Source organism: Isoptericola sp. NPDC057391 (assembly GCF_042668085.1).
Taxonomy (GTDB): Bacteria; Actinomycetota; Actinomycetes; order Actinomycetales; family Cellulomonadaceae; genus Isoptericola.
Genome location: NZ_JBHVBO010000113.1, coordinates 1 through 14157, shown reverse-complemented (window position 1 = coordinate 14157; position 14157 = coordinate 1). Strand labels below are relative to the sequence as shown.

General features: G+C 76.1%; 11 protein-coding genes and 1 riboswitch. Of the genes, 6 read left to right on the top strand and 5 right to left on the bottom strand.

Annotated elements, in window-relative coordinates; translation table 11 throughout:
• Window positions 1-51: 51 nt before the first annotated feature.
• The 3 genes from ACFUVW_RS14145 to ACFUVW_RS14135 all read right to left on the bottom strand — a co-directional run bounded on the left by ACFUVW_RS14145 (window position 52) and on the right by ACFUVW_RS14135 (window position 2295).
• The gene (locus ACFUVW_RS14145) at window positions 52-726 is read right to left on the bottom strand and encodes a copper resistance protein CopC (protein WP_430571964.1); all 675 of its coding nucleotides are present in this window, start codon (window positions 724-726) and stop codon (window positions 52-54) included.
• Window positions 723-1535 carry a YcnI family protein gene (locus ACFUVW_RS14140; protein WP_430571963.1) on the bottom strand — a complete coding sequence of 271 codons (813 nt, stop codon included), beginning with the start codon at window positions 1533-1535 and terminating at the stop codon, window positions 723-725. The genes ACFUVW_RS14145 and ACFUVW_RS14140 overlap by 4 nt, the downstream gene beginning before the upstream one ends.
• Window positions 1536-1623: 88 nt before the next feature.
• The gene (locus tag ACFUVW_RS14135) at window positions 1624-2295 is read right to left on the bottom strand and encodes a hypothetical protein (protein WP_430571962.1); all 672 of its coding nucleotides are present in this window, start codon (window positions 2293-2295) and stop codon (window positions 1624-1626) included.
• 151 nt (window positions 2296-2446) lie between these two features.
• A riboswitch (TPP riboswitch) is annotated at window positions 2447-2577 on the top strand.
• Here ACFUVW_RS14135 and ACFUVW_RS14130 point away from each other — a divergent pair.
• The 3 genes from ACFUVW_RS14130 (at window position 2568) to ACFUVW_RS14120 (ending at window position 8314) form a co-directional block, all read left to right on the top strand.
• The gene (locus tag ACFUVW_RS14130) at window positions 2568-4259 is read left to right on the top strand and encodes a bifunctional hydroxymethylpyrimidine kinase/phosphomethylpyrimidine kinase (protein ID WP_430571961.1); all 1692 of its coding nucleotides are present in this window, start codon (window positions 2568-2570) and stop codon (window positions 4257-4259) included. (Overlaps the previous riboswitch by 10 nt.)
• A 351-nt stretch (window positions 4260-4610) precedes the next feature.
• Entirely contained in the window at window positions 4611-6452 is a 1842-nt protein-coding gene (locus ACFUVW_RS14125) for an ABC transporter ATP-binding protein (protein ID WP_430571960.1), read from the top strand.
• Window positions 6449-8314 (top strand): ABC transporter ATP-binding protein, encoded by a 1866-nt coding sequence (locus ACFUVW_RS14120; RefSeq protein WP_430571959.1) that lies wholly within the window; start codon window positions 6449-6451, stop codon window positions 8312-8314. The genes ACFUVW_RS14125 and ACFUVW_RS14120 overlap by 4 nt, the downstream gene beginning before the upstream one ends.
• Before the next feature lie 4 nt (window positions 8315-8318).
• Here the strand turns inward: ACFUVW_RS14120 and ACFUVW_RS14115 are convergent, their stop codons facing one another.
• Together ACFUVW_RS14115 and ACFUVW_RS14110 are read right to left on the bottom strand one after the other, a co-directional pair.
• Window positions 8319-9839, bottom strand: a complete 1521-nt coding sequence (locus ACFUVW_RS14115; RefSeq protein ID WP_430571958.1) for a lipase maturation factor family protein — start codon at window positions 9837-9839, stop codon at window positions 8319-8321.
• Window positions 9840-9848: 9 nt separating this feature from the next.
• Window positions 9849-10808: a LysR family transcriptional regulator gene (locus ACFUVW_RS14110; RefSeq protein ID WP_430571957.1), complete on the bottom strand. Its 960-nt coding sequence runs from the start codon at window positions 10806-10808 to the stop codon at window positions 9849-9851.
• 94 nt (window positions 10809-10902) lie between these two features.
• Between ACFUVW_RS14110 and ACFUVW_RS14105 the strand changes: the two genes are divergently transcribed.
• The 3 genes from ACFUVW_RS14105 to ACFUVW_RS14095 all read left to right on the top strand — a co-directional run bounded on the left by ACFUVW_RS14105 (window position 10903) and on the right by ACFUVW_RS14095 (window position 14090).
• Window positions 10903-11913 carry a threonine/serine dehydratase gene (locus tag ACFUVW_RS14105; RefSeq protein WP_430571956.1) on the top strand — a complete coding sequence of 337 codons (1011 nt, stop codon included), beginning with the start codon at window positions 10903-10905 and terminating at the stop codon, window positions 11911-11913.
• Between the two features lie 65 nt (window positions 11914-11978).
• The gene (locus ACFUVW_RS14100) at window positions 11979-12599 is read left to right on the top strand and encodes an L-threonylcarbamoyladenylate synthase (protein WP_430571955.1); all 621 of its coding nucleotides are present in this window, start codon (window positions 11979-11981) and stop codon (window positions 12597-12599) included.
• Window positions 12600-12656: 57 nt separating this feature from the next.
• Window positions 12657-14090 (top strand): UTP--glucose-1-phosphate uridylyltransferase, encoded by a 1434-nt coding sequence (locus ACFUVW_RS14095; protein ID WP_430571954.1) that lies wholly within the window; start codon window positions 12657-12659, stop codon window positions 14088-14090.
• Window positions 14091-14157 lie beyond the last annotated feature (67 nt).

The window sequence follows — 14157 nt, the reverse complement described above, 5'->3', positions numbered from 1 at the left end:
GCGCGGGATACCCCGCCCTGGCCCTGACAGGTCGCCGGCCGGTCCCGTGCCTCAGTCGCGACGTCGCGCGAGGCGCAGCGTCACGAGCACGGCCGCGCCGGCGAGCACGACGACGCCGCCCGCGATGCCGAGCACCACGACCAGCTCCGAGGCGCCGGCGTCCCCGGCGGACGCACCGTCTGACGCACCCTCCGCCGCGCCGTCCGCCGCAGCGCCGGACGCGCCGTCCGACCCGTCGTCCTCGGCGGTCCCGGCCGGGGCGCACGGTGTCGCGTCCGCCGCGGGGGCGGCGGCCTCGGCCCCGGCGGGCGGGTCGTAGGTGAAGGAGAACCCGCCGCTGGTCGGGTGCCCGTCGGCCGACACGATCCGCCAGTCGACCGTGTACTCGCCGGCCTCGCCGAGCGCGACGGGCACCGACACGGTGCGGTCCTGCGTCGTCGGGCACCCGGTCGCGTAGTCGGTGCCGTCGGCGTCCGTCACGGTGACGACCGTGCTGGAGCCCTCGGCGGACAGGTCGAGCACCACGTCGTCGAACGTCACGTCGACGGACTCCGGAGGCTCGGTCACGGTCGACCCCGAGGCCGGCGACGTGCCGACGACGACGTTGTGGGCGCTCGCGGGCGCCGCCGCCCCGACGACCCCGGCCGTGCCGAGGCCGAGGGCGAGGGCGAGCGACCCGGTCGCGGCGAGGGCGCGTCGCGCGGCGCGGCCGCCCCGGGCGCTCACCGGCGCCCCGTGTCGTCGGAGGTGGCGCCGGAGGAGCCCGCCGGGGCCGCGGCGCGCGTGCGGGCGAGGGCGACCACGCCGGTGACGGCGCCCACCAGGCCGAGGCCCAGCCCGGCCGCGCCCAGCGCGAGCGGGAGCGTGCCGGGGTCGTCGCCGGACGTCGTCGCGTCCGTCGCCGCGCCGGCGGACCCGTCGGCGGCCTCGCCGGCCGCGGACGCCGTGCCGTGGTCGTCGTCCGCGTCGGCCGGCACGACCTGCAGGACGGGCGCCGGGAGCTCGGGCTCCGCGTCGCCGGACGCCACCTGGTCCCAGGCGACGACCTCGCCGTCGGAGTACGTCTGGGTGGCGGGCAGCGCGAGCGCCTCGACGCCGTCCGGGACGGCGCCGGCCGACACCGTGAACCGGAGGAACTCGCCCGGCGCGATGCCGGCGTCGGCGTCGTCGGCGGTCCACTCGATGCTCGCGGGCGCCTCGGTGACGGTGGTGCCGTGCACCTCGACCGGCTCGGGCAGCGGCGCCTGGGTGACCTTCGCGGTCCAGCCCGGGACGGGCTCGACGGACACGCTGGTGAACGGGGTGTCGGTGGGGAGGTCGACCTTCACCGCGGTGGTCGAGGCCTCGGCGGACTCGTTGGGGACCTTGAAGGTGAGGGTGGCGTACGACCCGGCCTCGGCGGCGTCGGGAGTCACGGTGACGTGCGCGGAGGCGGCGGCCGCGCCGAGCACGAGGGCCGGCAGGGCGAGGGCGGCGGCGCCGGCGAGGCGCCTCGGGGTGCGCGCAGGGGTGCGGGCAGGAATGGTCCTGGACATGGGTCTACTGCTCCTGGCTGTCAGGGGTGGTCGGTGGTCGTCGGACGACGAGGGACCCGCCCTTGTCCGACGGCGGACCAGGGCAGGTTCAGGCGGCGCGCGCGAGGGCGCCCGGGAGCAGCGGGGGTCCTCGTGGCGGGGTGCGCCGCAGGGCGCGGGTCCGGCGGGGGCGCCAGGTGCGCCCGCCGACGACGGCGGTCTCGCGGACGACGGGCGGAGCGGCGGGGCCCCGCACGAGCACCGCGACGTGGCGCAGGTGCTCCGCGACGTTGACGGCCGCCCGGTCGCCGGCGGCGAGCAGCAGCGCGGTGAGCAGCACCGCGGCCGCGTGCGCGGCGAGCATCCAGGACGTCGTCCCGGCGTCGTCCCCGTGGTGCAGGTGCAGCCCGCCGCCCGTCGCGGGCGCGAGGGAGCCCGGGCCCAGCGCGTGCAGGGCGTGCCCGTCGGCCGCGGCGCCGACCGTCGAGAGCGGCGTCGAGGGCGGCGTCGAGGCAGCGGCCCCCGCGCCCGCCGCGCCGAGCACGGACAGGGCCGTGTGCTGCACGAGCTGCAGCGCGACCATCGCGGGAAGCAGGCGGGGGAGCGTCAGACGGCGCCGGGCGGTCCACACCGCGAGGGGTGCCGTGAGCGCCACGACGACGAGCCAGGCGAGGGATGCCCCGGGGAGCGAGCCGCCGGCCAGCAGGTGGGCGGCGGCCGCGATGCTGAGCGTCGTGCCGGCGACGAGGAGCTCGCGCACACGACGGACGACCACGGGCACCCCCGCACCCTACCGCGCCGCGCGGGGGCTGCGGGGAGGCGGCGGAAGAGTCGGGTCCCCGCCTGGCAGGTGTCTCGCAGCGGGGCGAGGCGGGGCCCGACACGCGAGCCGGACGTCGGCCGACGCCCGCGCGGACCTGGGCTACGGTGGGCGGCACGACACGGGGTGCGTCCCGACCGGCCGTCGCCGCGACATCGTCGCGGCCGGCCTTCGGGCGCTGAGATCACACCCGTCGAACCTGATCTAGCTCGTACTAGCGAAGGGATGTCGACATGAGTGCGCGCGCACCTGAAGACAGCTCCGCCGGCCCCGCCGGCACCACCGTCCCTGCTCCCGCCGCGGCGCGCACGGAGCCACCGACCGCGACGCGGGGCACCCGCCCTCGCGTGCTGGCGGTCGCCGGGTCCGACCCGTCGGGGGGTGCCGGGATCCAGGCGGACCTCAAGTCGATCGCGGCCGCGGGCGGGTACGGGATGGCGGCCGTCACCGCCCTGACCGTGCAGAACACGCGGGGGGTGCGCGACGTGCACGTGCCGCCCGCCGCGGTCCTCGCCGCGCAGCTCGAGGCGGTCACCGACGACGTCGCGGTCGACGCCGTGAAGATCGGGATGCTCGCGTCCGCCCCGGTGGCCCGCGCCGTGGCCGCCTGGCTCGACGGCCTGCCGCGCGACCGTCCCGCCGAGTCCCGGCCCGCGACGGCGGCGCGCCCCGCCGTCGTGCTGGACCCGGTGATGGTGGCGACCAGCGGGGACCGGCTGCTCGACCCCGACGCCGAGCGGGCCGTGCGGGACCTCCTCGGGAGGGTGGACGTCGTGACGCCGAACCTGCCCGAGCTCGCGGTCCTCGCGCAGGAGCCCCTCGCCGCGGACTGGCCCGCGGCCCTCGAGCAGGCGCGGCGGCTGGCCGCCCGGCACGGGGTCCTGGTGGTGGCCAAGGGCGGGCACCTGGAGGCCGGGCGCGCGGCCGCCGAGGGTACCGAGAGCGACTGGGGCCCGGGTGCCCCGGACGCGCTCGTCGGCCCCGACGGCGTCCTGGTGGAGCTCCCCGGGCCGCGGCTGCGCAGCCGGTCCACCCACGGCACCGGCTGCTCGCTGTCCAGCGGGTTGGCCACGCGGTTCGCGCGCACGGGCGACTGGGCGCAGGCGCTGCGCAGCACGAAGGCGTGGCTGACCGCGGCGATCCGGGCGGGGGAGGCGCTGCGCGTCGGCGGCGGGAACGGCCCCGTCGACCACCTGGTGGGGCTGCGTGCGGGCGGCGCCGAGCCGCTCGTGCCGTCCCCGGCGAGCACTCCGGGCGCGCCCGGGGAGGTCGCCGGGGAGGACGTCGTCGCCCGGTGGTGGGCCGAGGCCGCGGGCGTGCGCGCCGCGATCGACGACCTGGCGTTCGTGCGGTCGCTGGGCGACGGGACGCTCGACGCCGACCACTTCCGCACCTACCTGGAGCAGGACGCGCTCTACCTGCGCGACTACGCGCGCTGCCTCGCACGGGCGAGCGAGCTCGCGCCCACGCGGGCCGAGCAGGCGTTCTGGGCCGGCGGCGCGCACGGCGCCCTGGTGACGGAGCTCGACCTGCACACGCGCTGGCTGGGAGGGGAGCCGCAGGACGTGCCCGCCAGCGCGACGACGGCCGCGTACCTCGACCACCTGCGCGCGGCCGGCGACGACTACGCGACGCTCGTGGCCGCCGTCCTGCCGTGCTACTGGATCTACCAGGACGTGGGGGAGCGGCTGGCCGCCCGCAACCACCCTGGTCACCCGTACGCGGCCTGGCTGGGCACCTACGCGGACGACGCGTTCGCGGACGCGACGCGGGAGGCGGTCGCCATCCTGCGGCGCGTCGCCGCGGCCGCCGACGGGGCCACCCGGGACCGGATGGCGACGGCGTTCCACGCGGCGTGCGAGCACGAGCTGGCGTTCTTCGACCAGACCGGCGTGCCGACCGTCGAGCGCGTCGCGGTCGCCTGACCGGCCCGGTGCGGCCCGCCCCGGGGCCCGCCGTCGTGCACGACGGCGGGATCCCGCGGGGGTAAGCGATGTCCCGTGGTGGCGGCACACCGCGTGACCGGGGCAAGCGTGTCGGGGGTGAGTGACAGAATAGATGTGATGCCCGACACGAAGCGCACTTCGCGCAGCCGCCGAGGCGCCCGCCGCGCCGATCCCTCCGACAGTCCCAGGAGGAGCCCCGCCTCCTCCGCTCCCCACCGACCCGCCGCGCCCGGCACCCCGCCGGGCCGCGCCGCGGACCCGCCCGGCGGTCCGGGCGCCGCCGCGGCTCCCGTCGCCCCGGCGGGATCCGAGCTCTCGACGATCGCGTCGGTGCGCCGGCTCTACCCGTACGTGCGTCCGGCGGTGCCGCGCCTGGTCGGCGGCCTCTTCTCCGCGCTCGGCGCGAGCCTCGCCGCGCTGGCGATCCCGCGCGTGCTGCAGGAGCTGGTCGAGGGGCCGCTCGCCCAGGGCGTGGCCGCCCGCGACCTCGGCGCCCTCGCGGTGCCCGTCCTCCTCGTGCTCGTGCTCGGCGTCGCGGAGGCCGGGTTCGTCCTGCTCCGGCGCAACCTCGTGATGTACCCGGGCACCCGCATCGAGGCGGAGATGCGCATGTCGCTGTTCCGCCACCTGCAGGACCTGCCCGTCGCCTTCCACGACCGCTGGCCCGGCGGCCAGCTGCTGAGCCGGATCATGGGCGACCTCGGCCTGCTGCGCCGCTGGCTGATCTTCGGTCTCCTGCAGCTGGTCGTGAGCACCGTGACCATCGTCGTCGGCGTCGGGATCCTGTTGGCGACCGCGGGCTGGCTCGGCCTCGTCTACCTCGCGGGCGCGATCCCGGTCACCGTCATCGCGTTCCGCTTCTCGCGCCGCTACCGCGTGATCGCGCGCCTGTCCCAGGACCAGTCGGGCGACCTCGCCACCACCGTCGAGGAGTCCGTGCACGGCATCCGCGTCCTCAAGGCCTTCGGGCGCGGGCGCGACGCCCTGGACTCGTTCACCGGGCAGGCCGAGGAGCTGCGCCAGACCGAGATCCGCAAGGCGGGCAACCAGGCGACCGTCACGACGGCCCTGCAGCTCATCCCCGAGGCCACGCTCGCCGTCTGCCTCGTCCTCGGCACGGTGCTCGCCGCCCAGGGGCAGGTCACGGTCGGCAGCCTCGTGGCCTTCTTCCTCACGGCCGCGGTCATCAACGGCCCCGTGGTCGACCTCGGCATGACGCTGTCGATGACGCTCAATGCCCGCACCGCCGTCGACCGCTTCTTCGAGGTCATGGAGACCCCGAACCCCCTGGCCGACCCCGCGGACCCGGTCGACGCCCCCGAGCCGCGCGGGCACGTGGAGCTGCGCGACGTCACCTTCCGCTACGAGGACTCGGCACGCCCGGTCCTCGAGCACGTCGACCTCGAGCTCCCCGTCGGCACGACGACGGCGCTCGTCGGGCTCACCGGCTCGGGCAAGTCCACCCTCGCCATGCTGGTGCCGCGCATCTTCGACGTCACCGAGGGGCAGATGCTCCTCGACGGCGTGGACGTGCGGCGGATGCGGCGCAACGACGTGCGCCGCGCCGTCGCGGTCGCGTTCGAGGACCCGACGCTGTTCTCGGCGTCGGTGCGCGACAACGTGCTGCTCGGCGTCCCCGAGGCCGGCCCCGACGCCGTGCCCGAGGCCGAGCGCGAGCGGCGGCTGCACGAGGCGATCGAGGTGGCGCAGGCCAGGTTCGTCGCGGACCTGCCGCAGGGCGTCGAGACGCGCATCGGCGAGGAGGGCCTGTCGCTGTCCGGCGGGCAGCGGCAGCGGCTCGCGCTCGCACGTGCCATCGCGGCCCGCCCCGCGGTCCTCGTGCTCGACGACCCGCTGTCCGCGCTCGACGTCGCGACCGAGGAGGCCGTCACCACGCGCCTGCGCGACGTCCTCGACGGCACGACCAGCCTCGTCATCGCCCACCGGCCGTCCACCGTGGCGCTCGCCGACCGCGTCGCCGTCCTGCAGGACGGCCGCATCACGGCCGTGGGCACGCACAGCGACCTGCTCGCCACCGACGCCCACTACCGGCACGTCATCTCCAGCCTGGAGCAGGACTGGGAGGAGTGCGCCGAGCACGCCGACACCCGAGAGGCCGACGAGGCCGAGCAGGCACAGACCGAGCAGGACCAGAAGGAGGCCCAGCGGTGAGCCGCCCCAGCACCCCCGCGTCGCCCCAGCCCGCGACGCCCCAGCCCGACGCCCGCCGCCGGCCCACCGACGCGACCGCCGACGACGCGACCAGCCTCGACAGGGACGCGTCGCGCGCCGTCCGCTCCCGTTCGCTGCGGCTGCTGGGGGAGATGCTGCGGCCGCGCCGCGGCTCGCTTGCCCTCGCCGGCCTCCTCGTCGTGGTCTCGACCCTCGGCCAGGTCGCCGGTCCGTGGCTCGTCTCGCTCGCCATCGACGGCGCGGTGCCCGACCTCGTGGCGGGCGACGCGAGCACCCTCGTGCTCGTCGGCTCCGCCTACCTGCTCGCGGCGGTGGTCGGCGGCGTGTGCGCGGGCGCCTACGTGCGGCAGGCCGCCCGCATCGCCCAGGGCGTGCTGCTCGACCTGCGCCGGCGCGTCTTCCGGCACACGCAGCTGCTCAGCCTCGAGTTCCACGAGTCGTACACGTCGGGCCGCATCATCAGCCGCCAGACCTCCGACCTCGAGGCGCTGCGCGAGCTGCTCGACGGCGGGCTCACGGGCGTCGTCTCGTCGCTCATGCTCATGGTCTTCACGGGGCTGAGCCTGTTCCTGCTGGACTGGCGCTCGGGCCTCGTGCTCGCGGTGGCGCTCGTGCCCGCCTGGTTCCTCACGCGCTGGTTCCAGAAGCACTCGCAGGTCTTCTACCGCGAGCAGCGCACCGCGTCCGCGCGGCTCATCGTGAAGTTCGTCGAGACGATGACGGGCATGCGCGCGGTGCAGGCGTTCCGCCGCGAGTCGACCACCGAGGCGGAGTACGGCCGCCTCGGCGAGGAGTACCGCGACGCCAACCTGAAGACCTTCAGCCTCAACGGGCGCTACCAGCCGGGGCTGGTGCTCATCGGCAACGTCGCGGTGGCGGCCGCGCTCGCGGTGGGAGGGTGGCGCGTGTACTCCGGGTCGCTCGACGTCGGCGTGCTCGTGGCGGCCCTGCTGTACGTGAAGCGGTTCTTCCAGCCGATCCAGCAGCTCGGCATGTTCTACAACTCGTTCCAGTCCGCCACGGCGGCGCTGGAGAAGGTGTCCGGCCTGCTGGCCGAGGAGCCGACCGTCGTCGAGCCGCGCCGCCCCGTGGCGCTGCCGCACGCGCGCGGCGCCCTGCGGCTGGACCACGTCACCTTCCGCTACGGCGACGGCCCCGTCGTGCTGCCCGACCTCGACCTCACGCTCCCGGCGGGGCAGACGGTCGCGCTGGTCGGCACGACGGGCGCGGGCAAGTCCACGCTCGCCAAGCTCGTGACCCGGTTCTACGACGCGAGCGAGGGCCGCGTGCTGCTCGACGGCGTCGACGTGCGCGACCTGTCGACGACCGACCTGCGGCGCGCCGTGGTGATGGTGACGCAGGAGGCGTACCTGTTCAGCGGGTCCGTGCGGGAGAACATCGCGCTCGGGAGGCCGGGCGCCTCGCAGGAGGACATCGAGGCCGCCGCACGGGCGGTCGGGGCGCACGAGTTCATCATGGACATGCCCGACGGGTACGACACGGACGTCAACAAGCGCGGCGGCCGCGTCTCGGCGGGGCAGCGGCAGCTGCTGTCGTTCGCGCGGGCGTTCCTCGCCGACCCGGCGGTGCTGGTGCTCGACGAGGCGACGTCGTCGCTCGACATCCCGGGCGAGCGGCTGGTGCAGCACGGCCTGCAGACGCTGCTGGCCGACCGCACGGCGATCATCATCGCCCACCGGCTGTCGACCGTCGCGATCGCCGACCGCGTGCTCGTCATGGAGCACGGCCGCGTGATCGAGGACGGCACGCCGGACGAGCTGGCCGCGGGGGACGGGCACTACGCCGCGCTCAACGCCGCCTGGCAGGACTCGCTCGTCTGACCGGTCACGATCGCCCGGGACGGGACAGGAGAGCAAGGTCGACGGGCGCCACGATCGTCTCGAGCTCGCGTCGCACCCACCAGTCGCCGGAGCGACGCCTCTCGTCCGGTGTCGTGTACCGGTAGCGGAAGAGTCGCATCCGCACCCAGCGCGGGCGGGCGCCGTCGAACGGGTCGTCGCGCAGCAGGCGGAGCGTCGCGGGGTCGGCCTCGAGGAGGCGCTCGCACAGCCGCGGGAGCCAGGGCGCGGGTGCGCCGAGCGGCACGAACCAGAGCACCCAGTCCAGCCGCAGGTGGTACGGGGCCACCTGCGGCGGGCGTCTGCTCACCTCGCCCGGCTTGCCGCGGAACCCGTACTCGCGCCAGTCGTCGGGTCCGGGCCGCTCGGCGAGCGTGCCCTCGACGATCACCTCGTCGCGCCGCCGGGTCACGCTGCCGAACGCTCCGTAGGCGTTCACGAGCCGCAGCGGCTCGAAGCTCGCGTTCATCTTCTGGTGCCGCGAGGCGAGGTTGAGCGCGGGGCGCACCGACAGCACCGCGAGCACGACGACGACGGCGCTCGCCGTCACGAGGTACCCGAGCGGGACGTCGGGTGCCACATCGGGTGTCATGTCAAGTGTCGCGGCCGGGACGCGCGCCGCGGGGCCCACCGCGAGGGCGCCGAGCAGACCGCGCCACACGTCGTCGGACACCATGGCCGCGCCGAGCACGATCGCCGCCCAGTTCAGCCAGGCGAAGTTGCCGGTGAGCACGAGCCAGCCCTGGGTGAGGACCACGGCGCCGCCCGCCACGCTCGGCCACGGCTGCGGCAGCCACAGCAGCCACGGCACCAGCAGCTGCGTCACATGGTTGCCGACCACCTCCGTGCGGTGCCACCAGCGCGGCAGGTGGTGCGCGTGCCAGCTGAACGGGCCGGGCATCGGCTGCGTCTCGTGGTGGTAGTCGAGCGCGGTGAGGTTCCGCCACGCCGGGTCGCCGCGCCACTTGATGAGGCCCGCCCCCAGCTCCAGCCGGAACAGCAGCCAGCGCGCGGCGAGCACGAGGAGGAACGGCACGGGCACGGCGGGGGACCCGAACCACGCCGCGAGGAACGCCAGCTCGCACAGCAGCGTCTCCCAGCCGAAGGCGTAGAAGCGCTGGCCGACCGAGACGAGCGAGAGGTAGGCCGCCCACAGCGCGAGCAGGACGCCGGTCGTGACCCACCACGGCCCGGTCTGCGGCAGCCCCACCACCACCGCGGCGCCCCCCGCGGCCCCGAGCACCCCCACCACGACCAGCAGCCGGTCGGAGAAGTGCAGGTGGAACAGCGACGGCGCGTCGCGGAACCGCACCCGCGCCGTGAACCGCCGCACGGGCAGCAGCCCGCGGTCCCCGAGCAGGGGGCGGAACTGGCCCAGGGCCTGGAGGAAGGCGAGGCACAGCAGCACGCCGACGCCCCGCTGCAGCACCTCGCGGGCGACGTCGTAGTCGGCCGTGGCCCACCAGCCGCTGAGCTGCTCCAGCTGCCATCCCCGCTGCTCGGGCACGCCTCCACGCTAGTCGCGGGCGGCGTCACCCGCCTCGACCAGCCGTTGCACGAGGGCGTGGACCGCCGGGGTCGGCGCGCCGACGGTGAGCGCGAGCACCTCGCGGGTCGCTCCGGGCAGGGGGTGCGCCACGACGTCCGGGTTCCGGTGCGCGCGCAGGGCGAGCGACGGCAGCAGGCTCACCCCGGCGCCGGACGCGACGAGCGCCTGCACGGCCACGTAGTCGTCGGTCTCGAACGCGATGCGGGGGTCGAACCCGGCGGTGGCGCAGCGCGCGACCAGGTCGGCGCGGCACCGCTCGCACCCGGCGATCCAGGCGGCGTCGCGCAGGTCGGCCAGCGGCGGCGGGCCGTCACCCGCACCGTCTCGCGCGCCGGGCCCGTCCGGGGCTGCGTCGGCGGCCCGCCGGACGAGGGCGATCGGCTCGGAGTGCACGACGGTCACCTCGAAGCGCGACAGGTCCATGGCGGGCCGGGCGTGCGGGGCGTCGGTGTGCCGGAAGACGAGCGCGACGTCGACGTCGCCGGCCTGCAGGGCCGCGACCGCCTCGGGCGGCTCGGCCTCGACCAGCCCGACGCCGAGCCCGGGGTGCGCGGCCCGCAGGCCCGCGACGGCGGCGGGGACCAGGGTCGCGAGCGCGGACGGGAAGGCGGCGAGGCGGGCCCGGCCGGCGCGGAGGCCGACCAGGGCGTCGAGCTCGCGCCGCGCGCCCTCGACGCGGCCGAGGATCTCCTCCGCGCGGGCGGCGAGCAACCGACCCGCCTCGGTGAGGCGGACGCCGCGACCCGCGCGCTGCAGCAGGGCGATCCCCGCCTCGGCCTCGAGGCGGGCCAGGTGATGGCTCACCGACGGCTGGGCGTAGTGCAGCTCGCGTGCCGCCGCGGTCACCGACCCGGTGCGGGCGACGGCGGCCAGGACGCGCAGGCGCGTGAGGTCCAGGTGGGGCGGGGGAGCGGGTTCGACGGACACGACGCCAGCCTACGACGATCCATCGGCCGCATCGATGACGAGCAGTCAGAACAGGCATTGGACCTATCGGTCGACGGGCGGCGATCCTGCTGTGATGACGACGACGACCCCGCAGCCCGCCCCCGACGTGCCCGCGCCCCCGACGATGCGCGACGTGCTGGCCGCCGCGCGACGGATCGACGGGCTCGTCGTGAGCACGCCCGCGCTGTCGCACCCCGAGCTGGACCGCGCCGCCGCGGCGGCGGGCGCGGACGGGGCGAGCCTCGTCGTCAAGCACGAGAACCTGCAGCACACGGGCGCGTTCAAGGTGCGCGGCGCGCTGAACCTCCTGCTCGGGTTCGACGACGAGGCCCGCCGGCGCGGCATCGTCGCCTACTCCACGGGGAACCACGCCCAGGCCCTGGCCCACGCCGCCCGCCGCACGGGCACGGCCTGCACGATCGTCATGCCCGACCATCCGAACCCGCTCAAGGAGCGGGCCGTGCGCGACCTCGGCGCCGACGTCGTGCTGCACGGGGCGACGTTCGACGACGCCCGAGCCCGCGCCGGCGATGTGGCCGCCGCCACCGGGGCGCGCCTCGTGGGCGCGGCGAACGAGCCGGTCCTCGTCGCCGGCGTGGCCACCGCGACGCTCGAGCTCCTGGAGCAGGCGCCGGACCTCGAGGTGCTCGTCGTCCCCGTCGGCGGTGGCTCGGGCGCCGCGGCCGCCTGTCTCGTGGCCGGCGCCCTCGCCCCCGGGCTGCGGGTGGTCGCCGTGCAGGCTGCGGCGTCCCCGGCGGCCCACGACTCCTGGCGCGCGGGCGAGCTGCGGACCGCCGCCAACACCACGCGCGCCGAGGGGCTCGCCGTCGGGTGCGGCTTCGCACTCACCCAGGCCGTGCTGCGCGAACGGCTGGCCGACTTCCTGCTCGTGGACGACGACGCCATCGCCGCCGCCCAGCGCCTCTACCTCACCGGCGCGCGCACCGTCGCGGAGGGCGCCGGCGCCGCGGCCCTCGCCGCCGTCCTCGCCCACCCCGCCGCGTTCGCCGGCCGCCGCGTGGGCATCGTCTGCTCCGGCGGCAACGCCAGCGAGGCCGAGCTCCGCCGCGCGCTCGCGGCCTGATCCGGCCGCCGCGACGCGACCGCTCGCCGGGTGGGGGAGCGAGGCGCGGGGATACGCTGCCGGGCATGGCCCGCTACTTCGACGTGCACCCGGTCGACCCGCAGCCCCGGGCGATCGGCCAGGTCGTCGCCCTGCTGAACGACGGGGGGCTCGTCGCCTACCCGACCGAGTCCGGCTACGCCCTCGGCTGCCGCGTCGGCCAGCACGACGGCACGGAGCGGATCCGCCAGATCCGGCACCTGGACGCCGGTCACCACTTCACGCTCGTGTGCGCGGACTTCGCGCAGCTGGGCCAGCTCGTGCGGCTCGACAACAACGCCTTCCGCGCCATCAAGGCGGCCACCCCGGGGCCCTACACGTTCGTCCTCCCGGCCACGCCGGAGGTCCCGCGGCGCCTCGCGCACCCCAAGAAGAAGACGATCGGCGTGCGCATCCCCGACTCACGGGTGGTGCAGGCGCTGCTGCGCGAGCTGGGGGAGCCGCTGCTGTCGTCCACCCTCATCCTGCCGGGCGCCGAGCAGCCCCTGACCGACGGCTGGCAGGTCAAGGAGGAGCTCGACCACGTGGTCGACGCCGTCGTCGACGCCGGCGAGGTGCTCGCCGAGCCCACTACCGTCGTCGACTGGTCCGAGGGGTACCCCGAGGTCGTCCGCGTCGGCGCCGGAGACCCGTCCCGCTTCGAGTAGGCGGTCCGAGCCGGACGCCCTCCGCGGGCCTCGTCGCGCGCGGTTAGGGTGCTGCCCATGAGCGACCGCGGACTTGCCCTGGCCCGATCCAAGATGCAGGCGGAGGGCGTCGCCCCCGCCGCGATCGAGACCTTCACCCGCTTCTACCACCTGCTGGAGTCGGGGGAGACGGGGCTCGTCCGGGAGGCCGACGTCGAGCCCCTGACCGACCTGCCGCGGCACGCGGACCTCGAGGTCTCCGACGCCGACGCCCAGGCCGCGCTCGCGCGGACCGCGATCATCAAGCTCAATGGCGGGCTCGGCACCTCGATGGGCATGGACCGGGCGAAGTCGCTGCTCACGGTGCGCGACGACGCGCCCGGGGCGGCCGGCGACGGACCGGGCGGGACGGGCTCACTCACCTTCCTCGACGTCATCGTGCGCCAGGTGCGCGCCGCCCGGAGGGCGACGGGCGCCCGCCTGCCGCTGGTGCTGATGAACTCCTTCCGCACCCGCGACGACACGCTCGCCGCGCTCGCCCGCTACGACGACCTCGCCGTCGACGGGCTGCCCGTGGACTTCCTGCAGAACCGGGAGCCCAAGCTGCGCGCCGACACCCTCGAGCCGGTGGAGTGGCCCGCCGACCCCTCCCTCGAGTGGTGCCCCCCGGGGCACGGCGACCTGTACCCGGCGCTGCACGCGTCCGGCGTCGTGCGCGCGCTCCTGGACGCGGGCTTCCGCTACGCCAGCGTCTCCAACTCCGACAACCTCGGCGCCGCCCCCGACGGCGCGATCGCGGCCTGGTTCGCGGCGTCGGGCGCCCCCTACGCGGCCGAGATGTGCCTCAAGACGCCCGCCGACGTCAAGGGCGGGCAGCTCGTGGTGCGCAGGAGCGACGGCCGCATCGTGCAACGCGAGACCGCCCAGACCCACCCCGACGACGTCGGCGTCTCGCTCGACCCGACGGTGCACCGGTACTTCCACACCAACAACCTCTGGTTCGACCTCGAGGCGCTCGCGGCCGAGCTCGACCGCACCGGCGGGGTCCTCGAGCTGCCGCTGATCCGCAACGAGAAGACGGTCGACCCGACGGACGCGTCCTCGCCGGCGGTCGTGCAGATCGAGTCCGCGATGGGCGCGGCCGTCGCCGTCTTCGAGGGCGCGACGGCGATCGAGGTGGGGCGCGAGCGCTTCCTGCCGGTCAAGACGACGAACGACCTGCTGCTCATGCGCTCCGACGTCTACGAGCTCACGGACGACTACCGGCTGGTGGCCCAGGTCGACGCGCCGCTCGTGAAGCTCTCGAAGACCTACAAGCAGATCGCCGCCTTCGACGAGCGGTTCGCCGCGGGCGCCCCGTCCCTGCGCTCGGCGTCGTCGCTCACCGTCGAGGGGGACTGGACCTTCGGCGCCCGGGTGCGGGCAGAGGGCGACGCGGCGCTGTCCGACGCCGGCGAGCCCGCCACCGTGCCCGACGGCGCGACCGTCACCGCGGACGGCGTCCAGCCCTGACGTCTCGCTGTGGGTGGGATCGTGGCCCGTCCTGACGCGGAGACTGGGCCACCATCCCACCCACAGC

Coding starts and splice junctions, on each gene's coding strand:
- ACFUVW_RS14140 (WP_430571963.1), bottom strand. CDS start 1,535: ATGTCCAGGACCATTCCTGCCCGCACCCCTGCGCGCACCCCGAGGCGC.
- ACFUVW_RS14130 (WP_430571961.1), top strand. CDS start 2,568: ATGAGTGCGCGCGCACCTGAAGACAGCTCCGCCGGCCCCGCCGGCACC.
- ACFUVW_RS14105 (WP_430571956.1), top strand. CDS start 10,903: ATGACGACGACGACCCCGCAGCCCGCCCCCGACGTGCCCGCGCCCCCG.
- ACFUVW_RS14100 (WP_430571955.1), top strand. CDS start 11,979: ATGGCCCGCTACTTCGACGTGCACCCGGTCGACCCGCAGCCCCGGGCG.
- ACFUVW_RS14095 (WP_430571954.1), top strand. CDS start 12,657: ATGAGCGACCGCGGACTTGCCCTGGCCCGATCCAAGATGCAGGCGGAG.